Annotated in this window: 19 protein-coding genes; 7 read left to right on the top strand and 12 right to left on the bottom strand. The window is 61.9% G+C overall.

Translation table 11 applies throughout. The features are described from left to right. Positions 1 to 21: 21 nt before the first annotated feature. The 7 genes from VJZ71_10335 to VJZ71_10305 form a co-directional block, all read right to left on the bottom strand. A complete protein-coding gene (locus tag VJZ71_10335) occupies positions 22 to 240 on the bottom strand; it encodes a hypothetical protein (GenBank protein HKQ48456.1) in 219 nt (72 codons plus the stop codon). Between the two features lie 608 nt (positions 241 to 848). Next, entirely contained in the window at positions 849 to 2,024 is a 1,176-nt protein-coding gene (locus tag VJZ71_10330) for a hypothetical protein (GenBank protein HKQ48455.1), read from the bottom strand. Beyond that, positions 2,014 to 2,619, bottom strand: a complete 606-nt coding sequence (locus VJZ71_10325; protein ID HKQ48454.1) for a PH domain-containing protein — start codon at positions 2,617 to 2,619, stop codon at positions 2,014 to 2,016. The genes VJZ71_10330 and VJZ71_10325 overlap by 11 nt, the downstream gene beginning before the upstream one ends. Next, on the bottom strand, positions 2,616 to 3,158 hold the full coding sequence (gene hpt, locus VJZ71_10320; GenBank protein HKQ48453.1) for a hypoxanthine phosphoribosyltransferase: 543 nt from the start codon (positions 3,156 to 3,158) through the stop codon (positions 2,616 to 2,618). The genes VJZ71_10325 and hpt overlap by 4 nt, the downstream gene beginning before the upstream one ends. Before the next feature lie 77 nt (positions 3,159 to 3,235). Beyond that, positions 3,236 to 4,750, bottom strand: coding sequence for an endo-1,4-beta-xylanase (locus VJZ71_10315; protein HKQ48452.1), 1,515 nt, complete (start codon positions 4,748 to 4,750; stop codon positions 3,236 to 3,238). 159 nt (positions 4,751 to 4,909) lie between these two features. Next, positions 4,910 to 7,042, bottom strand: a complete 2,133-nt coding sequence (locus VJZ71_10310; protein ID HKQ48451.1) for a hypothetical protein — start codon at positions 7,040 to 7,042, stop codon at positions 4,910 to 4,912. A 159-nt stretch (positions 7,043 to 7,201) separates the two neighbouring features. Next, entirely contained in the window at positions 7,202 to 7,573 is a 372-nt protein-coding gene (locus VJZ71_10305; protein HKQ48450.1) for an MGMT family protein, read from the bottom strand. A gap of 160 nt (positions 7,574 to 7,733) precedes the next feature. Here VJZ71_10305 and VJZ71_10300 point away from each other — a divergent pair, with 160 nt between their 5' ends. Further along, complete coding sequence (locus tag VJZ71_10300) at positions 7,734 to 8,717, top strand: PRC-barrel domain-containing protein (GenBank protein ID HKQ48449.1); 984 nt, start codon at positions 7,734 to 7,736, stop codon at positions 8,715 to 8,717. 79 nt (positions 8,718 to 8,796) lie between these two features. Here VJZ71_10300 and VJZ71_10295 read toward each other — a convergent pair whose 3' ends face one another. Continuing rightward, on the bottom strand, positions 8,797 to 9,783 hold the full coding sequence (locus tag VJZ71_10295) for a D-glycerate dehydrogenase (GenBank protein ID HKQ48448.1): 987 nt from the start codon (positions 9,781 to 9,783) through the stop codon (positions 8,797 to 8,799). A gap of 133 nt (positions 9,784 to 9,916) precedes the next feature. Between VJZ71_10295 and cdaA the strand changes: the two genes are divergently transcribed. After that, the gene (gene cdaA / locus VJZ71_10290; GenBank protein HKQ48447.1) at positions 9,917 to 10,732 is read left to right on the top strand and encodes a diadenylate cyclase CdaA; all 816 of its coding nucleotides are present in this window, start codon (positions 9,917 to 9,919) and stop codon (positions 10,730 to 10,732) included. 18 nt (positions 10,733 to 10,750) lie between these two features. Continuing rightward, positions 10,751 to 11,785, top strand: a complete 1,035-nt coding sequence (locus VJZ71_10285; GenBank protein HKQ48446.1) for a hypothetical protein — start codon at positions 10,751 to 10,753, stop codon at positions 11,783 to 11,785. A gap of 726 nt (positions 11,786 to 12,511) precedes the next feature. Here VJZ71_10285 and VJZ71_10280 read toward each other — a convergent pair. Further along, positions 12,512 to 12,955, bottom strand: a complete 444-nt coding sequence (locus VJZ71_10280; GenBank protein ID HKQ48445.1) for a hypothetical protein — start codon at positions 12,953 to 12,955, stop codon at positions 12,512 to 12,514. Between the two features lie 233 nt (positions 12,956 to 13,188). On the opposite strand from VJZ71_10280, the gene VJZ71_10275 reads away from it, so the two are divergent. The 4 genes from VJZ71_10275 (at position 13,189) to VJZ71_10260 (ending at position 18,625) form a co-directional block, all read left to right on the top strand. Further along, positions 13,189 to 15,258, top strand: a complete 2,070-nt coding sequence (locus VJZ71_10275; protein ID HKQ48444.1) for a S9 family peptidase — start codon at positions 13,189 to 13,191, stop codon at positions 15,256 to 15,258. A gap of 130 nt (positions 15,259 to 15,388) precedes the next feature. After that, positions 15,389 to 17,422, top strand: a complete 2,034-nt coding sequence (locus VJZ71_10270; protein HKQ48443.1) for a redoxin domain-containing protein — start codon at positions 15,389 to 15,391, stop codon at positions 17,420 to 17,422. After that, positions 17,419 to 18,021, top strand: coding sequence for a hypothetical protein (locus tag VJZ71_10265; GenBank protein HKQ48442.1), 603 nt, complete (start codon positions 17,419 to 17,421; stop codon positions 18,019 to 18,021). Before VJZ71_10270 ends, VJZ71_10265 begins: the two co-directional genes overlap by 4 nt. Next, positions 18,008 to 18,625 carry a hypothetical protein gene (locus tag VJZ71_10260; GenBank protein ID HKQ48441.1) on the top strand — a complete coding sequence of 206 codons (618 nt, stop codon included), beginning with the start codon at positions 18,008 to 18,010 and terminating at the stop codon, positions 18,623 to 18,625. Before VJZ71_10265 ends, VJZ71_10260 begins: the two co-directional genes overlap by 14 nt. Before the next feature lie 79 nt (positions 18,626 to 18,704). Here the strand turns inward: VJZ71_10260 and VJZ71_10255 are convergent, their stop codons facing one another. From VJZ71_10255 to VJZ71_10245, 3 genes are all read right to left on the bottom strand, one after another. After that, the gene (locus VJZ71_10255; protein HKQ48440.1) at positions 18,705 to 19,313 is read right to left on the bottom strand and encodes a hypothetical protein; all 609 of its coding nucleotides are present in this window, start codon (positions 19,311 to 19,313) and stop codon (positions 18,705 to 18,707) included. Positions 19,314 to 19,617: 304 nt separating this feature from the next. Then, entirely contained in the window at positions 19,618 to 20,319 is a 702-nt protein-coding gene (locus VJZ71_10250) for a hypothetical protein (protein HKQ48439.1), read from the bottom strand. Positions 20,320 to 20,579: 260 nt separating this feature from the next. Next, positions 20,580 to 21,110: a type 1 glutamine amidotransferase domain-containing protein gene (locus VJZ71_10245; protein HKQ48438.1), complete on the bottom strand. Its 531-nt coding sequence runs from the start codon at positions 21,108 to 21,110 to the stop codon at positions 20,580 to 20,582. Between the last annotated feature and the right edge of the window lie 19 nt (positions 21,111 to 21,129).

Genomic DNA, 21,129 nt, shown 5'->3' with positions numbered 1-21,129 from the left:
TTCGAAACTCGGAAGAGTCACCTATTCGTCTTTGGCCGGTCTTGCTGCTTCGCCGCGACGTGCGAAGCCGGAACTCAACAGCAAAAGCAGTATTTCACCAAACGTACGCCCGTCTCTCTCGCTCGCCCCCGCCAACCGATCGATCGGTCGCGCCGACCCGCGCCAAAACGCCCGCATCGCCCTGTCCATCGCCCGCGCTGAGACGTCTTCGCCGCATCCAATATGATCCGTTCGTCTCATGGCACATCCTCCAAAAAGCCGGCGTTGGCGCCGACCACTCGCCGCTCATATCCCGGTCTCAAGCCTCAAGCCCCAAGCCCCAAGCCTCAAGCCTCAAGCCTCAAGCCTTTTACATAGTCCCCCCACCCCCGCCCGCGCAACGGCCGGTTTGCATAATTCTTTTGTTTTTCCCTAACCCCTTGCCCCGCCAGCACTAAGGGTCGCCGATTCCCCGCTCCTGGCTCTTCCTCAAGCCTCAAGCCCCAAGTCTCAAGCCTGTTCTCAGGGTGCGCTGAGCAAGTGTAGTGGTCAGGGGCAAAAGAAAGGGGCGAGGGCGGTGTCGATCATGGCTTGTAACCGAAACCACGATCGTCTCGGTGTCTCTGTGGTGCAATCTTGTTCATCCTCTAAATCCAGTCCATCCACTCCCCGTGTTCCGTTTTTTTCCACTATTTTCCGTCAAAAAAATGGAGGCCCCGATGTCGTCCCTGGCCAAAAAACTCCTTGAGGACCTCCGCCGCCAACTCGACCTCGTCATCGTCCACTCGCCCGCAGGGTCAAGACGCGCGAATTCCGCGCTTCGACGACTCCGCGCCCGAAGAATCTCCGACGTAAGACCCGGTTCTGTTTTAGGAGGCCCGCTTCGCGGTCTGCTCCACCGCCAGCGGATCGCCGAACTTCTGGCGCTGCGAGACCGTCAGCAGGCTCGCGAGCTGCCGCTTCATCCTGTCAAAGGTCTGGGAGATCGGCGCCAGCAGCCGTTGCAACTCCGCCTGCGCCGCCACGAGCTTGGCCCCATCCTTCTCGCCCACGATCCGCCCCTCCCACTGCGCAATCGCCTCCTTCTTGTGCTCGCGGTACGTGATCGCCTCCTTCTTCGACTTCTTGAGGATCGCCTCCGCCTGAACCCGCTGCCGCTCCTCGCACTCGTAGGCATGGCAGAACCACTTCACATACTTGTCCCACGCCGATTCGTCGACCGCGGCCGTTGCCTCGTCCGGCTTCTGGCCCGAGCGCGCCGCTTCGACCAGCGCGTTCTTCTCCGCCTCGCGCGCTCGGTGCTCGGCCATCGAGCCGGCATGAACCGGATCGTTCTGCAAGCCCCAGTCGGCCGGCGACCAGTTCCCCGCCTGCCACTTCTCCACCATCTTCTTCATGTCGTCATGTCGGTGAACAAACGCCCGCAGGTCCGCCTGGAGCAGCTCCCGCTGTTCCGCGGTCATCGATTTGTCCAGCCGCGACGCGACGCGCTGGATCACCTGCATCCCCTCGTCCATCATGGGGCGCATCCGATTGGACCATTCCTGCACCTGCTCCGGCGTGAATGGCTCGTTGTTCGCCCGCGTCTTGGCCACTTCCAGAACGATCGGCACGATGTCCTTGAAATGCCGCATCGCGAACGTCATCGTCTCCTGGCGAAAGGCGCTGTCGAGCTGCGTCCGCTGATCGTGCGTCAGCATGAGCCGCTCCTGCACCGCGTTGAGGAAGACCTCCTGCCGCTGGTGCGGATTCCACGGCGCGATCCGGCCGACGTCGCGCATGAGCTGCCGCGCGAACTGATCCGGCTCGGAATTCCAATTGTGCTGGCTGAAAATCTGGTCCGTCGCGTCTTCGAGCACCTGCGACTGGCTTTCCCACGGGCCGATTTTTTTCGCGGCCTCCATGACTTCGTTGGCCTGCTTCAGTTGATCCGGCGGCAGCGGCAGCGGCCGCGGCTCCTGGCCGCGCAGGGGAATCGCGCCCCACAGCGCCAACGCCAGGACGCATACGGCCCGTCGAATTCCATGCTTCACATCAGAGTCCATGATTGCCTCGATTTCGAGCCCGATGAATCGCCTCGCGCAGCTTCTCATGCACCTCCAGCGGCCGCGACACCATCCGCCACGCCGCCCCGCCCCGCGCGCCCGGCGCGCCGCCCGCCGTCTGAAACAGGATCGTCCCAATCCGCGTCAGACGCTCCAGAAATGAAAGCGTCAACTCCGTATGCTGAATCCGCTCCAGCGAACACTCGAACACCTCGACATTGACGATCCCCCGAATCCGCATCACCCGCCGGTTCGTCAGGATGTAGAGCCGCGACACCCACTCGAGCAGCGCCCACGCCAACCGCAGACCCGCGATCCCAAAGCCAAGCTGGTACAGATACCATCGATAGGTCGACTGAATCGGCAGCGCCCCGCTGGCCGCCAGGAGCGCCAGCAGGAACCCCGTCGCCACCCACCGCAGCGACATGAACACCACGAACCACGGCGACGGCTTGATCGCAAAATGCACGATCTCGTCCCCGTCGAGAAGATGCGCCGGCACCGCCTGTTCCACGGCCAGACCCAACGCGTCCCCCTGCGCATTGGCCACCAGGCTCGGCCGCTTTTTCGGCGGGTCTTCCAGCACAATGCTCACGCGTAAAGCTCCGGTCGCAAGACGCCAATGTCCGGCCAGTTCCGGTAGTGCCCGTCATAGTCCAGTCCATACCCCACCACGAAGACATCGTCGATGTCGAACCCAACGAAGTCCGGCACCAGGTCTTTCGGGGCCTTTCCCGTCTTCCGCAGCAGTACGCAAATCCTCAGGCTCGCCGGCTTCCTTGGCCCCAGTTGATCGCGGACGGAACGCAGCGTCCCGCCGCTATCCAGAATATCGTCCACAATGAGTACATGCCGACCGGCGATGTCCTCGCTGAGGTCCTGCACGAGTTGCGTCCCGGCGGTCGTCGTCGTGGCGCCGCGATAGCTGCTCAGCGTCATCAGACCGATCCGCATCTTGAACGGAAGCCGCCGCATCAGGTCCGCGAGGAAGATGATGGAGCCGGCCAGGATCGGAACGATGATCAGGCCCTCGCTCTCCTCGCCATAGGTCCGGGCGATGCCCTGCGCCAGTTCGGCCACGCGGCGCTCAATCCGTTCTCGCGGGATCAAGATCCGCGCCAAGTCCTGTTCCATTTCGCTATTATAGATCGAAATGAAGGACTCCACCAAACCCGGTCGGAGTGCTTCGGCAGCCGCGTCAGACCCACCGGCTATTCCGCAGGGGCGGCCTCGCGCGCCCGAATTCCCAAAACGGACCCCCTCAGAAACATAAGCTCATCGAATACCAGCTTCGGCGATCCGTCCGCCTTGAACAAGCCGCAGCCCGGCGAGTCCGGCGCGCGATCCGCCGGGGACGCCCACGTCACCGTCTCCACAAACGGCTTCGAAAAGGCGATGCGATACAGCTCGCGCGCCCATTCGGCCTGCACCGCTTCCGACCAGGGCCCGCGCCACTCTCCGCTTTGCGCCGCGCCGGCGGATGATGGCGCCGCCGTGGCGGTGATGTGCAGCGGCTTGCCGAGGTTTCCGAACCGGTCGATCAGCGATGAAATCTGCATGAAATCTCGCACCCAATTGCCCGCCCCGTCGCCGCTGAAGAGCAGCTCCAGGCCGAACGCGTCGAAGTGAATGCCGCTCTGCACGGCGATCTCTGCGTACAACAACGGCAGCGCCGTCTGTGCATCTTCCGCGTAATACTCGCCCCACGGCAGTTGAATCCCCAGCAGGATCGAACTCCGCGGCGACGCCTGCCGCGCCATCGTCGCCGACAGCCGCGTCAACTCCATGAGCTGTTCAAACGTCAGCTTGAACGGATTGTGCGCGTGAATCCCCGTCGCCACTTCCCACGCCTGCACGTACGGACCGAACGTCTTGACCGTATGTCGAACGTGGCGCATGACCATGTCGCGCAGCTTCTCGAACTCTTTGGGGCCGACGCGAACCCAATCCGGCAGATCGCCCAGCGAAAATGAAACCAGAGACGATCCCCAGACGTGCAGCCGCTTTTCCCGCGCCCAGCGCAGCCACGCCTCCATCGCCCCCATCGCGTGCTTGCCTTCGCGCGGCTCGCACGAACCCCACCGAAACGGCACGCTGATGAAATCGAACGCCTCCACCAGTTTCGGCCCGTAGGCCGGAGGAACCGTCCCGCTCTGCCCCCCCGACGGAAAACACTGCGCCGCCTCCAGCCGGATGCCCATCGGGCGTCGCGAGAGCTGGCCCGCCGCGCGCCGCCGCTTGAGGAAAACGTCCGCATGAAACGCCCCGATGGATTCGCCGACCTTCACCCCTGCCGCCAGGGCCTCGTCCGCCTGCCGCGCGGCACTCGCGTCGTCGGCCGCCGTCATCGCCGCCACGAGCTGATCACGCGCCGCATCCACCTCGTCATACAGCGCCTGCCCCTCGTTAAAATCGTAGAGCCCCCAGTCCTCGCGCTTCTGGCTGATCCGCATCAGCTGACCGCGCGCCAGCTCGACGTGCAGGTGATATGGCTCCTTGCGCTCCAGGAGCCGCGGCGTCTCCAGCATCACCCGTCCCAGGCCCTTGACCGGCCATAAGATCGCCAGTGCCGCCGCCCCCCGCGTCTTCGGCTCGCACACCAACTGCCCCCCGGTGAACTTCAAATCCGCCCGGATCGGCGTGCGATCGCTCCCGAGAAGATGGGCCCCCTGAAGGTCCAGACCTTTCGCCGGCGCGCCATCGACAAAGACCCTGAAACGGAGCATGACTTACCTATGATAAGGCGACCGATCGATCCGGTAAATCGACCGCTAAGTGCCGGTGGGATGGGGCGCAGCAACCCGCCATACGCCCGTCGCTCGTGACATAGGCTGCTGGAAAGCCGTCAAACCGCTGGGACCGTGCAGGATTTTACGATCCGCCAATCACGGCGGACACAAGCTCGGTTTCGAAAGCAGCTCCACCACAAACAGATCGACGTCTATGTCGGTGCTCAGCTGCCCGTCGGCATCCATGTCCGCGCAGACGCAGTCGGGCGTAACGGGACCGCCGAAGTAGTTGACGACACAATCGGTGAACTTCTGGATGTCCTGTCCGTTGACCCGGTTGTCGCTGTTCATGTCGCCGAGGCAACGACAATCAGGGATGCAGTCGCAGCAGACGGTGATGCTACCGTCTTGGTTGACGACCCGCTCCTTGTGGCAGACATAACCCTCAGGACAAGCGCTGATGCACTCGACATCGCTGCCCGTGGCAATGCGGATCGTGCCGGTCGTGGACCCGGACTTGCCGGCGAGAGGGCCTCCGGGGTTGCCGACGAAGTCGATTCGATAGGTGATGTCGAAGAAGCTGTCGACGGCCCATTGACCGCCGGGAAGCTGCGTCAGCGTGGTGTGGCCCGGGCTGGGCAGCCCGAAATCGCTGCCCCCTACGATGCGGAGAAGGTCGAAGTCGGGATCCCCGATGATCTGTCCAAACCACCGGAACATGTCCGTGTCGAAGGACTGAACCGGATCGAAGGGCGTTCTCGGCGCGGCGTGAATCTCCAATCCAACGGGTATGTTAATGTTGCGGTTGAAGCCGGCGAGGCCGCCGGTGCCCTGCATGATCAGGTTCAAGGTTGAATTGGCGCAGGATTTCTCACCGCCGAGCGAGCCCCCCGGTGCATAGCAGATCGGACCGATGGGAACCGGGAAGGAACATACGCTGTTGGCGGCGCAAGAAAAGTTGTGAAGCGTCGGCGCGCAGTCGATCGAATCCGGCTCGACGCCGTCGAGGATCTGCATGGGCTGGCCGGTGGGGCTCTTGTACTGGCAGCCGTCCGGCGGAAGATGGACCGTCCCCGTGCCATCCTCGGGAACGACGCACGGATTCACAAACGGGGCGACCACCTCCGCGTGACACGCCTCGCTCGGGCGACATTCACACTCCGTAACGAGGAACTGGCCCGACGAAGGATTGACCCGTATGCAACGCGGAGAGCATCCCTGGAATGGGCCGCAGAACGACTGTTTGCAGGCGGAGCCATCCGGCAGCGGCTCGCAGGGGATCGGCACGCATTCGCAGCAGACATCGAATGTGCCATTAGCGTAGACGATCGTGTCGCGACGGCACTCGAACCCCGGCGGGCAGTCGCCCTGACAGGAAGGCCCGCCGCCCGTCATGATGCGAATCGTCCCGGTGGTGGACCCGGACTTGCCGGCCAGCGGGCCGCCCGGCGCGCCGACAAAGTCGATGCGGTAAGTGATGTCGAAGAAGCTGTCGACAGCCCATTGACCGCCCGGGAGCTGTGTCAACGTTGTATGGCCGGGGCTGGGCAAACCGAAATCGGTACCCGCCACGATGCGGAGCAGGTCGAAGTCGGGATCGCCGATGATCTGGCCGAACAATCGAAACATGTCCGTGTCGAAAGATTGATTCGGCTGACCGATCATCCGCGGTGCGGCGTGAATCTCCAGTTCGACGGGCAGATTGATATTGCGGTTGAATCCGCCGAGGCCACCGGTACCCTGCATGACCCAGTTCAGTACCGAATCGGCGCAGGATTTTTCGCCGCCCAGAGAGCCTCCCGGTGCATAGCAAATCGGACCGATGGGAACAGGGAAGGAACAAACAGTGCTGGCGGCGCACGAGAAATTGGAGAGAGTCGGGGCGCAATTGATCATGTCCGGCTCTAGACCGTTGATGATTTGCATGGGCTGGCCGGTCGGGCTGATGTAAGCGCAGCCCTGCGGCGGAAGATGGACCGTTCCCGTGCCATCCTCCGGAACAATACAAGCGACCGTACCGCCTGGAGCCGGCTCGGCGTGACAAAGATTTTGGCCCGCACAGACGCAATCCAGGATGGTATCTTCGCCCGTGAAGGGATTATGGTGTATGCAGTGAGGCAGGCATGGGCTGCCGGCGTCATCGCAGATGTCGGGCTCGCAGACCCGGCCCGCCGGGTCTGGTATGCAGGGCGGCCCCGCCTGGACATCCCGGTCCGCGACGATGACGCTTGAAAGCATGAGTGACGTGAGAACAATAGACCGCGCGATGAGACGATTCGACGGATGCACGTTAATTCTCCTCAATAAACTAGAAGCAGAACGAAGAACAGTCTGCGTGAGAGAAGGGGGACGCTCCAGAATTCCGCTCCTGCAAGTCCCTTTATGTTACTAAATTGCAGGAGTCCGAGTCAACGACAACCAAGGTCATTTTCAAGGCGAATCCGGAATTCAAAGGCCGAGGTTCTTGAATTCCCAGATATGTTCCGCGAGCCTGATTCGACCTCGCGAATCAACGCTCACGCCCTCTGCCGCCAACCGCCGGGCCTGCAAACGCGGCCCCTCCCCGCCGCGCAAACTGATCCGCCCCGCCGCATTCACCACGCGATGCCACGGCACGCCATCGGCGAGCGGTGACGCGCGGAGCACCCGCCCAACGAGTCGCGCCCGCCGCGGCAGCCCCGCCGCCTCCGCCACCTTTCCGTAGGTAGACACAAATCCCGGCGGTATCCGCCGAATCACGCGGAGGATCTTCAGCTCCGCTGCGCTCGGCGCCTGCTCATCGTCGACAGAACCAGCCGATTTCTTTCGCCGCTTCCGCATGCGCCACCCGCCGATCGCCCGTGCAATTTATCCCTATGACGCGATTGTCACGCCCATTTCACCCCCCATTAAGCTCCTGGGGAAATACTTCCTTAGATTGGCGCGCATCAGACAGGTTTCCTTTTCCGAAATCAGATCGCGACAACAACGGAGATTGATCATGTTCAAAAGGACTTCACAAGACATCAAATGGGTCGTAGCCATCGCCGGGACATTCTCCTTAACCGCCTCCGTCGTCGGCCAAGAGACGGTGACGAAGGTGACAGTGTATCGCTCGGGCGACGATTTCGGGATGGCCACGCGCTGGGAAAAGACATCGAGCGTGGTCGGCCGCAAGGTGGTCACGACCACCCATGAGGACATCGGCAAGGTCGAGGACGTCGTCGTTGATCCGCGTTCGGGTCGTATTCTCTACGGCGTCGTATCATTCCATCCGACCGTCGGCGTCGGCGAGAAACTTTACCCGATTCCCTGGGATTCGCTGGAAATGCCCGCCGACAACTCCACGGTCGTCCTGAAGGTAGAGCGCGACCGGCTCAGGAACGCGCCCAGTTTCGTACGCACTGAATGGCCCAATCTCACCGACGAAAAGTACGTCACGACAACCTACCGGTATTACAACGTGCCGACTTATTGGGAGACCGACAGGCGCACGACTCGTCTCGTATCCGAGCGAACAACGGACGGCGATGTGAAAATCTATCGCGAGCGCTGGTATTCGCCCCCCCGGACTGCGTACAGAACGACGCAGCTCGTCGGCCGTACCGTCCGCAATCGGCAGAATGAAGACCTCGGCAGAGTCACCGATATCTCGATCGACCCCGACACCGGCCGCATCCTGTACGCCGTGATCGATTCGAACGGTCGCTACTATTCGATTCCCTGGCCGGCGTTCATCGAGACGAGCGACAACTCGTACTTGATTCTGGATGCGGACAAGGACCTGTTGACCGAGCAGGTCAGTTTCACAGCGGACCGCTGGCCGAACATGGCCGACGAGCAATGGGCGACGACGACGTACCGGTACTACCGGGTCAAGCCCTATTGGACAAAGGTCGAGTACGACGACGACGAAATCGAGATCAAGCGGAGCGATGGCAAGGAAATCGAGATCGAACGCGACGACGACGATGACGACGATTAGGTCTTAGTGAACCGCTTTAGCCCCCGGTCAATGACCGGGGGCTTTCGGTGCTTATTCCGAATTCCGAGATCCTGTCCACTTAAATCCCCACCGGATTCAGCGGCCCCTCCCCCCGCAACACCGACACCACGTTCGCCGCCGCCGTCTGCGCCATCCGATTCCGCGTCGAGACCGTCGCCGAGCCGATGTGCGGCAGGAGCACGACGTTCTCCAGCGCCATCAATTCCGCCGGAATCATCGGCTCATTCAGGTACACATCCAGCCCCGCCGCCGCGATTCGACCCTGCGCCAGGGCCGTCGCCAGCGCGCCCTGGTCCACGATCGCCCCGCGCGATGTATTGATGAAGATCGCGTCCTTCTTCATCCGCCGAATCGCCCGATCATCGATCAGCCGCCGCGTATCGCGCGTCAGCGACAAGTGCACGCTCACAAAATCGCTCTCCTCCATCACCTCGGCCAGCGTCCGCCGCTCCGCCCCCAGCGCCGCCATCGCCGGCTTGTCGCTCCTCGCGAAATACAGCAGCTTCATGTCGAACCCTCGCGCCCGCCGCGCCACCGCCGTCCCGATCCGCCCCGCCCCGACAATCCCCAGCGTCTTGCCATACACGTCGGCCCCCAGGAAATCGAGCATGTTCCAGCCCCGCCACACCCCCGCACGCACCAGCCGCTCCGCCTCCCCCACGCGCCGCGCCGCCGCCAGCATCAGTGCCCACGTCAAGTCCGCCGTCGCCTCGGTCAAGACGTCCGGCGTATTCGTCACGACGATCCCCAGCCGCCCCGCCGCCGCCAGGTCGATGTTGTCGTACCCCACCGCACAATTGGCAAAGATGCGGCACCGCGGCCGCGACGCTTCCAGGACCGACTCATCGATTCGGTCGGTCGCCTGGCACATGACCGCGTCATACCGGCCGACCTCTCGGCAGAGCTCATCGGGCGTCAGCGCGCGTGGCAACGGGTTCATTCGAATGGTCAGGCCCGCCGACGCGAGCAGCGCGATCCCCGCCTCAGGCACGCTGCGCGTGAGGTAAACTCGATGGCCCCTCGTCGTCGGTTGGTCGATCGCCATCGTCACAGCATACTGGGGCGGATCGGCCCGGCAATTGTGCTGGCTCGGCCCGCGTTGGACCTGTATCCTAACCCCGCAGCGAACACCTCGGGCCCGAAGCGCCCGGAAACAGCCCCGCGAATCGGCGTCATCTATGGAAATGTGGGACCTGCTCAGGGGAATCATCAGCCGGCGCGAGTGGACCGACCTCGTCGAGCTGCTCGTCATCGGACTGGGCGTCTATGCCATCATGCGTTTCCTGCGCGGCACCCGCGGGGCGAGGCTGCTGCGCGGCTTTATTCTTCTCCTGGTCGCGAGCATGTTGCTGGTCTCCTTCATCGCCAACGTCTTCGATCTTCAGCGCATCAAGGTTCTCGGGCCGATCTTTGTGCAGGCCCTCTTCCTCATTGCGCTGGTCGCCTTTCAACCCGAGCTGCGCCGCGCCCTCATTCGCCTCGGTGCGACCACCTGGTTCGGTCCGTCGTCGCACGAATTCGATCGCGTCATCGATGAAGTCGTCGACGCCGCCGCCAATCTCTCCAAGAACAAAATTGGCGCGATCATCGCCTTCGAACGCGCCTCCGAATTCGGCGGTCTCATGGAAACCGCCTGTCGGATGGATGCCGAAGTCTCCAAGCAGCTTATCCAGACAATCTTCTGGCCCGGCTCCGCCCTGCACGACATGGGCGTGGTTATCTCCCAGGGCCGGATCGCCGCAGCCGCGGTACAATTCCCCTTGACCGACTCCGACGACCTCGATCCGTCGATGGGCTCGCGCCACCGCGCCGCCATCGGGCTGTCACAGGAATCGGACGCGCTCGTCGTCGTCGTCAGCGAGGAGACCGGCGTCATCAGCCTGGTCGAAAATGGAAAAATGGAACGCCCCCTGGCGCCGGAACAGCTTCGACAGCGCCTCCGCGATCGGCTCAGTCGCGCCCCCAGCGAGCCGCCCGCCGCGCCGCCCGCATAAGTGCCGAGGGAATTGCCCATGTGGGACCACATCAAATCCTTTACCGCGATCGCGGTGATCACCGTCCTGATCTGGTTTGCCGCCGACCGCAACGTCTCCGAAGAGCAAGCGTTTCAAATCGCCGTCCGCGTCGTGAGCGAGGACCCCGAACGCTACGCCTCCATTGCCGCACCACCCTATCAGACCACCCTCACCGTCACGGTCGTCGGCCGCCGCCGCCTCCTGCAGGAGACGGCCGAACTGATGAACAGTACCGCCGTCTTCGATGCCGTCCTCGATCGCAGTGAGACGCTAGGGACCCAGCCGCGGCCCATCGCCTCACGCGACCTCCTGGAGCGGATCAAGCCCCTCGATGATCTGGCGTGGGTCATCAAAAGCGTCGAGCCCGCCACGGTCGACATCCTCGTGGATGAATTCGAGACCATTCCCAACGTCAAGGTGGAGCCCACTTACGGCGACCTGAAGGTGACGGCCGATCCTTCTCCCGCCGAAGTTTCCGTTCGCCTCCCGAGATTTCGCGCGGGAGAGCTGAGGCGGCGGCCCGTCGCCACGGCCGACGCCGAATCGCGCATCCGCGCCGCCGTCAAACCCGACGGCAGCTTCCAGATCAAGGCGCCGCTCACCTGCGAAGCCCTCAAGGAACTTCCCACCGATTCCCGGATCAAGATCCTCCCCGCCGAAGAAGTCCTCATCACCGGTCAGATCGAATCGCTGACCGCCACTCGGCGCAAAGGGCCCATCCAAATCACCTGGTCGATCCCGCAACAGGTACAAAAGGACTATGTCGTCGTGGTGGATCCCGAGACAAACTTCCGCCCGGATGTCGACGTTACCGGACCCAAGGACGCCATTGACCAACTCGATCCTCGGGACATCCGCGCCTTCGTCGAGGTCCTTACCGCGGACACGGAAAAACCGCGCACCAAAATCCGCCGCGCCGCCCAATTCGTTTTCCCCAAGGGCTTTGAACTGGCCGCCGGCGCACAACCGTATGAAATCGCGTTTGAACTCGAGCCGCGGATCACATCAGACATCGTGGGTTCCGATGAGTAGCTGTGCCGGTAAGTCCGGGGCCGCGTGTGTCCTCACCCGCTCGTTGACGCATCCGGCGCCGCGGCGGAAAACAGCGTGCCGCGCGATCGGCCCGCATTGCAATCTCTAACTCCGGACGGATTCCGTGGTTAGTGAAAATCAACAATCCGACCTCGCTTGTCGCGGCCGTCGCCGACGAATTTTTGTGATTTGTTCGTTGCTAACAACCGCCTTTGGGTATAATGGCACCGTTAAGCAAGTGTGGGGCTGTTGGCGCTTTCCGGACGCGGGAAATGGCTGTCAATGTTTGAGCGGCTGATCTATGCCACTCGAGCGCCGGTCAACGGACCAGTGCTCGGCTGATAATGATCGGTCGCTCAAACGGCAATGGCCGAGGTCGAAGGAAACAAAGCCCTGCTCTTGCTTATTTTTTTTGCGCCCACGGAATGACGCGATGCCGTCGAAGTGGTTTCTTGCCCTGTCGGCGTTCATCCTCCTCGTCGCCTTCGTTTTTCTTCGCCGCTCATTCGGCTCAGTTGCGGGTCGCTGCCCGCACTGCCATTCACCCCTCCCCAACCGCAGCGCCCCCCGCTGCCCGGCCTGCGGGGAGAATACGTAAGAATTACTTCAAAAGGTTTTTTCGCGCGACTGCCACGGAATAGAAAATCAAATCAAAATGAGTAGTGGGCCAACTGCGGCTGTTGCTTTCCATATTTCGGTGATTGAACGCCGCGATGCGGTAAATCATCAAAGCAACATATCAATTACTGCGCAACCGCCGAACCCAATGAAGTAGTGGCTTAATAGCAACCCCATGGTCACGAATCTCATAAACGCGCGGTCTGCTTCGATAGGCTGCGTCCGGCCCGAGCATGCCGCCTTGCTTGCAGCAACCCGCACCGCGAGCCGACGCGAGTTCGCGAAGCTATACATGATCAAAAACAATCCGGACAAAACAAAAAGAGACTCTCCCGCACGGCCGGAAAGTACAGCGGCGGCTGTCGCCGACCAGAAAACAACGGGCGGCCAAAAAGTGTGCAGTATTACTCCCCAGAGGGTGATCGGCCTGAATCCGCCGGTATGTACTTGCGGTAGTCGCGCTGGATCAAAGCCCTTCCCGCACTCCGGGCAGCGATTCTCCGGCAACCCCGTCAGGTTGTAGCCGCAGGTCGGGCAATACAGCGTCGCCATGAAACCGCTCCGGCCCCTCTACATTATACCCGTTACAGGGCCGTTCCTTGACCGCCGGATCGGGCCGCATCATACTTGGCTGCCCCACTCGCCGCTGATCATCGAATGTAGGCGAAAGCGGCCCGAGCGGCCCTCGTTTACCTTATGTCGGAAATATTCGCCCCGCGGCCCGGCAATTCACTCGGCACGGCAAACCGCATCCCACGGAACTTTAGAAAGGAACTTTCATGAGAATGCAACGACTCCTCAGACTGTCACTCTTATCTCTGGCCGCGCTCACGGGCCCGCTCGCCTTGCTGACCGGTTGCGGCGAATCCGGCTCGAAGTGGGGCGGCAGCGCTGTCCCCAAAGACATGGCCAGCACCCCACTGGTTGCCCGCGGCATCCTCTATGGAAACCCCGACAAGGCCAGTCCCCAGATCAGCCCCGACGGCCGCCATCTCGCCTACCTCGCCGAGGTTGACGGCGTCATGAACGTCTGGGTCGCCCCGCTCAATCAGCTCGACGCCGCCAAGCCCGTCACCCAGGACACCAAGCGCGGCATTCGCAACTATCAATGGGCCTATGACAACGAACACATCCTTTACGTTCAGGACGAAGGTGGCGATGAGAACTGGCACGCCTATGCCTCGAATCTCGCGACCGGCAAGACCCGCGACTTGACGCCGCTACCCGGCATACAAGCCCGCCTCAACGGCGCCAGCGAGCGCCTGCCCGGCGAACTGCTCGTCGCCATCAATGATCGCGACAAAGAGCAGCACGACATCTATCGCGTCACCATCGCCACCGGCGAGCGCAAGCTGGTTCAGAAGAATGAAGAGGGCTACGTCGGATTCGTCCCCGATGACGATCTGAACATCCGCCTGGCCTTGAAGATGACGCCCGACGGTGGCATGGACTACTTCAAGCCCGAAGGTGAAAGCTGGACGCTCTTTACTCAGGTCCCGGCCGAAGACGCCCTGTCCACCGAGCCCCATGGTTTCGACAAATCCGGTAAGGTCCTCTATCTCAACGATAGCCGCGGCCGCGACACCGCAGCGCTCGTGGCCTGGAACCTCGACACCGGCGAGAAAAAGGTCCTCGCCGCCGACGAACGCGCCGACATCGACACCGTCATGGCCCACCCCACGGAAAAGACCGTTGAGGCCGCCCGCATCACCTATGACCGCTCGCGCTGGAACATCCTCGATAACCGCATCAAGTCCGACATGCAGTACCTCTCCGGCGTGTCCGCTGGGGACGTCGATGTCATCAGCCGGTCGCTCGACGACAAGACCTGGATTGTGGCCTATCTCATGGACGACGGCCCGGTCCGCTACTACCACTATGACCGGCCGGCAAAGAAGGCGAATTTCCTGTTCACCAATCGCCGCCGCCTCGAGGGGCTACCCCTGGCGAAGATGCACCCCGTCATTATCAAGGCCCGCGACGGTCTCAACCTCGTCTGCTATCTCTCACTGCCGGTCTGGGCCGACAAGGGCGGCAAGGGGCGACCGAGCGCTCCGGTGCCGTTGGTTCTGAATGTCCACGGCGGACCGTGGGCGCGCGATCAATGGGGCCTCAATCCCACGCATCAGTGGCTGACCAACCGCGGCTACGCCGTCCTCAGTGTGAACTTCCGCGGCTCGACCGGTCTCGGCAAGAACTATACCAACGCCGGAAATAACGAATGGGCCGGCAAGATGCACGACGACCTCATCGACGCGGTGAACTGGGCCGTCGCTGAGAAGATCGCCGATCCGGCGAAGGTCGCCATCATGGGCGGCAGCTACGGCGGTTACGCGACGCTGGTCGGTCTCACGTTTACGCCCGACGTCTTCGCGTGCGGGGTGGACATCGTCGGCCCGTCGAACATCATCACCCTGCTCAACTCCATCCCGCCCTACTGGAAGCCCATGCTGGATATGTTCACTTCCCGCGTCGGCGACCATCGCACGGAAGAGGGCAAGAAGTTCCTCGAAGAGCGCTCGCCGCTCACGCACGTGGACAAGATCAAGAAGCCGCTGCTCATTGGTCAGGGAGCCAATGACCCGCGCGTCAAACAGGCCGAAGCCGACCAGATCGTGAAGGCCATGTCGGACAAGAACATCCCTGTGGCGTACGTTTTGTTCCCCGATGAAGGCCACGGCTTTGCCCGGCCAGAGAATCGCCAGGCGTTTTATGCCGTCGCCGAGGCCTTCCTCGCCAAGCACCTGGGCGGTCGATACGAGCCTATTGGTGACGACTTCAAGGGCTCCAGCATCCAGTCTCCGCACGGTTCGACGGAAGTCCCCGGCCTGGCGGAAGCCCTGCCCCAGGGCTAGTTCACGCCCAGCAAGCACAGAAGCAAATTGGGGAAGCCCGCCGAGACGCATCGGCGGGCTTCTTCGCTTTAACACCGTTTGGTTTTATAATGATCCTGTCTGTCTCGCATTCATTTTCGCAAGGTGACGAATGACTTCCCGCTGGTGTCTTGGTCTTGCCTTCGTCCTGGTCGGCGTTGTCTCGAATGCCGGTTCTGCATTTCAACCCACCTCCCGCCCCAATCGCCCCCTGGCGATCATCAAAGTCGAGCAGTCGGTCGCTGAAGTCGGCGCAGCCTGGTGCGGTTCGCGGATCCAGGGGGCCTTCGTCGTCCAGAACCTCGGAACGATCCCCCTTGAAATCTCCGGCTTTTCGTCCCCGGACGGCTGCCAAATGGACCCGAAGTCGCCGCGCCGAATCCCGCCGACCAGCCAGACGGAGCTCGTTCTTTTCGGAGTGGCGCCCTTTAACGACGGCGTTTTTGAAAAACACGCCACGCTGGAAATAAACGACCCCATCACGCCGAAGGTCACCCTCACGCTCCGGGGTATTGCCAAACCCCCGATCGAAGTTTCTCCCGCGATGGCCGGGTTCGGAAAAATCAGTGCCGGCCAACCCCGCGACATGACCATCACCCTCACCAATCACCTTGACGAGCCGGTCAAGATTGAGATGGAAAAAATCGACTCCGACGCCTTCGCGTTTGAACTCACCGAGACCCGGCATGGCGAAGAATACCAACTTAAGGTGAGCCTTAAGCCGCCCTACGATCCCGGCCGGCGCCAGGCGGCGATCAATCTCACGACGGACCTTAATTTCCAACCCAACATCCCCATCCGGGCGATGGCCTATCTCTCTCCGCGCATCGAAATCATCCCCAACAAGATCGAAATTGGCCCGCCCAATCCGGCCGCCGAAACCGCCCGAGTGCTCATGTTCGCCAACAACGGCGAAACGCCCGTTCATGTGCTCGAAGCCAGGACCGATGACCCCGCCATCGTCGTCGACGTCACGGACATCAAACCGGGCCGTTCCTATAAGATCACCGTGTTATTGCCCAAGGGATACGATCCCGGATCGAAGCCCAGAGTCATCACGCTCCATACCGACGACTCCCAACAGCCCACTGTCGAAGTTGCCGTCATCGGCCCGGCGGTTCCGACGTCCCCCTTGGCCGAAGGCGGGCTGCCCACTCCCATCGATAAACTCATCGGAAAGCCCGCGCCCCCATTCGAACTGACCACGATCGAAGGCAAGTCCGTCACCGCGTCGTCCGCGCAATCCAGCGTGCTCGCGCTGAACTTCTTCACCTCGCACAATTTCGACAACACGGAAGTCCTCAAGAAGTGCGAACAACTCCGCCAGCAGTACGAGCCTCGCGGCGTCCGCTTTATCAACGTCGCCGAACAGGGCCCCGCCGCTTCCTTTACGCAGGAGCAGATGGTCAATTCATTACAGGGACTGAAGGCCAGGGCCGAACTGGCCATCGATCTCGGAAACGTCGTCGCCGAAAAATACCATCTGGTCCTCTACCCCACGCTCGTCGTTATCGGCAAATCGGGCAAGATCGAAATCGTGCAGTCCGGCAATCCCCCTGACTTCGTCCCCAGCGTCAAGGCCCGCCTCGAAGCCCTCCTCGAACCGACGACGCTCGTTACTACGACTCCCACGTCCGGACCCACCCCTGAGGAAATTCTCCGACGGCCCGCCCTGGGGATGATCGGTCTCGCCATTCCAGCATTCTCTGCAAAGACGCTTCAGGACAAGCCCGTCGGGGACCAGGAGATCCAGGACGCCCCGGCGACCGTTCTCAATTTCGTCGCCGCCAACTGCGGCTTCTGCCGGCGGCAACTGCCCCTGGTCGAGTCGATCCGCGAGGAATACGAAAAGAAAGGCGTCCGCTTCGTCAACCTCATCCAGACGATGCGCAAGCCGATCGAGAGAGACGCGGCCGTCAAGACGATCGAAGCGACCGGCAGCAAATTGGAACTGGTCTACGAACCGGACAACAAGATCGGGGCTCTGTTCAAGGTCCGCAGCTTTCCCACGCTGGCCGTCGTCCGCCGCGACGGCCGCATCGAGACCGTGATCGTCGGCGCGAAGAAGAACATCGACGCACTGTTACGCACACAACTCGACACTATCCTCGCCGTCGACGGCAAGGCCTCGGGTTCGGCGCCATGACGCCCCATGGACCCAGCGACCGGGACGAGCGACGCGAAGCCATCGCCGCACGCAAAGGAAAAGCCCCGCGGCCGTCCTGGTTCTCCGGCAAGCGTCCCATCCTCCGCTTCGTACTTGTCTTTGCTCTTTTGACCGCGGCATTCAACATTCTCTACTACACGAAGCTCGCCCGCACCGATCTCTTTCGCTCCTACCTCAACGCCAATGCCTTCGCCGGCGCGCTCGTCCTTCGCGGCCTCGGCACGGACGCCACGGCGTCCGCCGGCGTCCTCTCCGGCGGCGCCTTTGTCATGAAAATCGCCGTCGGTTGCGACGGCCTTCAGCCCATCGCGCTGTTTTGTTTCGCGGTCCTGGCCTCGCCGCTCCCGTGGCGCTTCAAGCTGCCGGGCCTAGTCGCGGGAACAGCGGCGTTGCTTGCCCTCAACATCGTGCGCATCGTGACACTTTTTTGGGCGGGCATCCATGCCCCCCGCGTGTTCGAAATGCTCCACATCGATGTCTGGCAGACCATCTTCATCATCGCGGCCCTGTTGTTCTGGATTCTCTGGGCGCTCTGGGCCCTGAAGCGGCGCGCGCCAATCGTCCATGCGGCCTCGTAACGCCATCCTTCGCTTCCTCGCCCTCTTCATCTTGATCTATGCGCTCCTGATCCTCCCGTGGCCCGGTCTCGCGGACGCCTATGTCGCCACCACCAACGCCGTTGGCGCCCGTCTTCTCGGCACAATCGGCAAGGTCGGATCGGTCGCCTATGAAAGAGATCCGTCTCGGCGCTGGACGAGCAAACAGACGATGTACGACCGCAGCGCGAAAGTCGCGATGGCGGTGCGGCGCGGCTACGACAGCCGCCAGGATTACTTGGCGACGGCCTTGGTGGTCGCACTGATTCTGGCCACGCCGATTTCCGGGCGTCGAAAGGCGCTGGCCCTTGCGATGGGCCTCCTGCTGATCAATGTCTTTATTCTCTGGCGAATCTGGATCGGCCTGGTCGACATCTTCAGCGAGAAGCCACTCGAGTTCATCCAGCTCTCGCCGTTCTGGAAAGAGGTGGTCCGACTCGCCGTGCAGATCTTCGTTGGATCGATCGAGGCGACGTTTATCGTGCCGGTTTTCGTGTGGATCGTGGTCAGCCTGCGCCGGGCGGACCTCGATCAATTGACAAGTAAACGGCCCGGCCGCGCCTCACCGGGCACCGCCGGACCGTAATACTCAAGACGATTGGCATCGTCGATTTGCCATCGCCACCGGCATCGCAAAGATACACGGGGCGATATTTGGCGCCGTTCTAGCGAACCGCTCGCGTATACGCGCAAGGATCACAGGGCGAGGTCTCGCTCACGAGGGCCACCGCTGTGCTTGTCGCGCAGGGATCGCAGGGTTCGGCGCAGGCCACCTGGGGCTCCGAACAGGTCCCTGGTTTGAGAACGGCGACCTTGTCCTCTTCCTTGTCAAGGATGGTGCGCTCGCAGCGCTCGACGACTTCCGCCAGGACCCGAAGCCTTTTGCAGTTGATCACGAGGTCGCCGGAGACACACTGGGAAAAGCTGCCTTCGAACTCGATCTCATCGTTGTCATCCGCGTCGAGGGGCGACGGGCAGTCAAGGGGGATCGTGAATGTGGCCAGTTGGCCGCATTTGTCCGAGGGGATACAGTTGCAATCTCTCAACGTCAAGACGAGATCGAATTGCGAATCGCTCGCGGGATCCTCGATTTCCACGTCGTAGGTTCCCGCCAGGGTCCAGTTCGCCCCGTTGCATTGGATCGTCGTCTCGAGACCTTCGACGTCGGCATCGTTGCACGCCGGCTCCGGATCGTCGCCTGCGCGCGCACCCGCACCCAAGAATAGAAGCGCCGATGCGGTCAACAGTGCTAAACCGATGTTTTTCCTAAACATGGTTCTCCCGCCTTTCTGCCACATTTTTTCCGAGCCGTGGCCAGCCCGTGACCTCGAAACACAAGAGCCGTCTCGCCGCTCGCCCCCAGTCACGGGCCCACGGCCACAAAGGCCAAATAAATAAATTATAGGGCGGGGCCATCGGCGGGCAGAATCGTGCTGGTCTTCGTGGGAATCGCCGAAAGGTGGGGCCGAGCTGCTATCCCGTCCTGGGCCAAAAGTACGGCCCGGCGGCGCTCGGTTGAGCACCGCCGGACCGGTTCAATCCCGAACAAACTGACTCGTCCGACGAATTCGCCATCGGCTAGTCATCGATCTCGACTTCGCCGTCGTCGTCAACTTCGATCTCAACCTCGTCATCGTCGTCGTCGACGTATACGCGGCGATAACCGCTGTCTTCATAGCGAACCGTCGTTACTCGCGCGTCCCCGCAGGGATCACAAAGCGAGGTCCGGCTGACCAGCGTCTCGGTCCTCTCACAGGGATCGCAGGCGCTCACCAGGGCCACCTGCGGCTCGGAGCAGGTCCCTTTGTCCAGTGCGCGGACTTTGTCCTCTTCTACATCGAGCACGACGCGATCGCAGCGCTCCACGACTTCCGCGGTCACCCGCAGGCGATCGCAGTAGATCGACATGTCGCCTTCCAGCGCCTGACAGAAGGTCCCTTCGAATTCAATCTCGTCGTTATCGTCCGCATCGAGTGGACTGGGCGTGTCCAGCGGGACCGTGAAGGTGGTCAGGTGTCCGCAGCCGTCCGCGGGGATATGGTTGCAATCCCTGAGCGTCAACACGAGGTCATACTGGGTGCCGCTGGGGTCCTCGATCTCGACATCGTATTCCCCGGACAGGTTCCACTGTCCGCCGTTGCATTGGATCGTGGTCTCCAAATCTTCGATGTCGGCGTCATTGCACGCCGGCTCCGGATCGTCTCCGGCGCGCGCGGCCGGTGACAGGAAAGCCAACGAAAACGCCGCCACGGCTGTCACTCCGAATGCTCTTCCAAACATGTTCTTCCAACCTTTCTGCCACAAAAAAATCTCGGTGTGGCGGCCAGTGTCCCCCGATTGCCTTAAGCCGTTCGCCGCCCGGATTTCCTCTTACGGCCGCAGAGGACTACAACCAATACTATTGCCGGAAATTCCCGATGACCGAGGCTGTCTGAGAATTAATCTGCGCGCAAGGCGGGCCCCCATTAGAACGACGGAATTGGGTTTGTTTTTAAGAAGGGCGATCCAACTCACACGGGCACAATCGATCGCCGCATGAATCAGTGGGCATCGGCAAGGAACGCCACCACGCGCTCCATAAACACCGGCAAGTCCGCCGGTCGGCGGCTCGTAATGTGGTGCCGATCGACGACGACCGGCTCGTCGGACCAGATGGCGCCCGCGTTCGTTAGATCATCCTTGATGCCCGGCGTACTCGTCATCCGCACACCTTTGCAGACGCCCGCCGAGATGCTCATCCACGGCCCATGACAAATCGCCGCGATAAGCTTGCCTGCTTCGTTGAATTCACGGATCAAGGCGAGCACTTTTTCGTCGCGCCGAAGTTTGTCCGGCATCCACCCGCCGACGAGAACGACGCCGTCGAAATCACTCGAACGGACCTCCGCGATGGCGACATCGCTCTTGCATGGATAACCGTTCTTTCCGCGATAGACGTGCTCCGCCTCCTGGCCCGCGAGCGTCGTCACGGCCCCGGCCTCCTCCAGCCGAAGCTTCGGATACCAAAGCTCCAGGTCTTCGTAGTCATCCCCGACAAATATCAGCATTCGCTTGCCTTGAAAGAGTTTCATGACGGGATCCTCTCTGCTG

The sequence above is a fragment of the Phycisphaerae bacterium genome (assembly GCA_035275405.1).
In the GTDB taxonomy this organism is placed as follows: Bacteria; Planctomycetota; Phycisphaerae; order UBA1845; family UTPLA1; genus DATEMU01.
The sequence above is the reverse complement of the archived record's forward strand: the minus strand, read 5'-3'. Positions and strand labels throughout refer to the sequence as shown.

Bases quoted from the DNA above. Each gene is read 5' to 3' on its own strand.
- VJZ71_10335 (HKQ48456.1), bottom strand. From the start codon at position 240: ATGAGACGAACGGATCATATTGGATGCGGCGAAGACGTCTCAGCGCGG.
- VJZ71_10330 (HKQ48455.1), bottom strand. From the start codon at position 2,024: ATGGACTCTGATGTGAAGCATGGAATTCGACGGGCCGTATGCGTCCTG.
- hpt (HKQ48453.1), bottom strand. From the start codon at position 3,158: ATGGAACAGGACTTGGCGCGGATCTTGATCCCGCGAGAACGGATTGAG.
- VJZ71_10315 (HKQ48452.1), bottom strand. From the start codon at position 4,750: ATGCTCCGTTTCAGGGTCTTTGTCGATGGCGCGCCGGCGAAAGGTCTG.
- VJZ71_10305 (HKQ48450.1), bottom strand. From the start codon at position 7,573: ATGCGGAAGCGGCGAAAGAAATCGGCTGGTTCTGTCGACGATGAGCAG.
- VJZ71_10300 (HKQ48449.1), top strand. From the start codon at position 7,734: ATGTTCAAAAGGACTTCACAAGACATCAAATGGGTCGTAGCCATCGCC.
- VJZ71_10295 (HKQ48448.1), bottom strand. From the start codon at position 9,783: ATGGCGATCGACCAACCGACGACGAGGGGCCATCGAGTTTACCTCACG.
- cdaA (HKQ48447.1), top strand. From the start codon at position 9,917: ATGGAAATGTGGGACCTGCTCAGGGGAATCATCAGCCGGCGCGAGTGG.
- VJZ71_10285 (HKQ48446.1), top strand. From the start codon at position 10,751: ATGTGGGACCACATCAAATCCTTTACCGCGATCGCGGTGATCACCGTC.
- VJZ71_10280 (HKQ48445.1), bottom strand. From the start codon at position 12,955: ATGGCGACGCTGTATTGCCCGACCTGCGGCTACAACCTGACGGGGTTG.
- VJZ71_10275 (HKQ48444.1), top strand. From the start codon at position 13,189: ATGCAACGACTCCTCAGACTGTCACTCTTATCTCTGGCCGCGCTCACG.
- VJZ71_10270 (HKQ48443.1), top strand. From the start codon at position 15,389: ATGACTTCCCGCTGGTGTCTTGGTCTTGCCTTCGTCCTGGTCGGCGTT.
- VJZ71_10265 (HKQ48442.1), top strand. From the start codon at position 17,419: ATGACGCCCCATGGACCCAGCGACCGGGACGAGCGACGCGAAGCCATC.
- VJZ71_10260 (HKQ48441.1), top strand. From the start codon at position 18,008: ATGCGGCCTCGTAACGCCATCCTTCGCTTCCTCGCCCTCTTCATCTTG.
- VJZ71_10255 (HKQ48440.1), bottom strand. From the start codon at position 19,313: ATGTTTAGGAAAAACATCGGTTTAGCACTGTTGACCGCATCGGCGCTT.
- VJZ71_10250 (HKQ48439.1), bottom strand. From the start codon at position 20,319: ATGTTTGGAAGAGCATTCGGAGTGACAGCCGTGGCGGCGTTTTCGTTG.
- VJZ71_10245 (HKQ48438.1), bottom strand. From the start codon at position 21,110: ATGAAACTCTTTCAAGGCAAGCGAATGCTGATATTTGTCGGGGATGAC.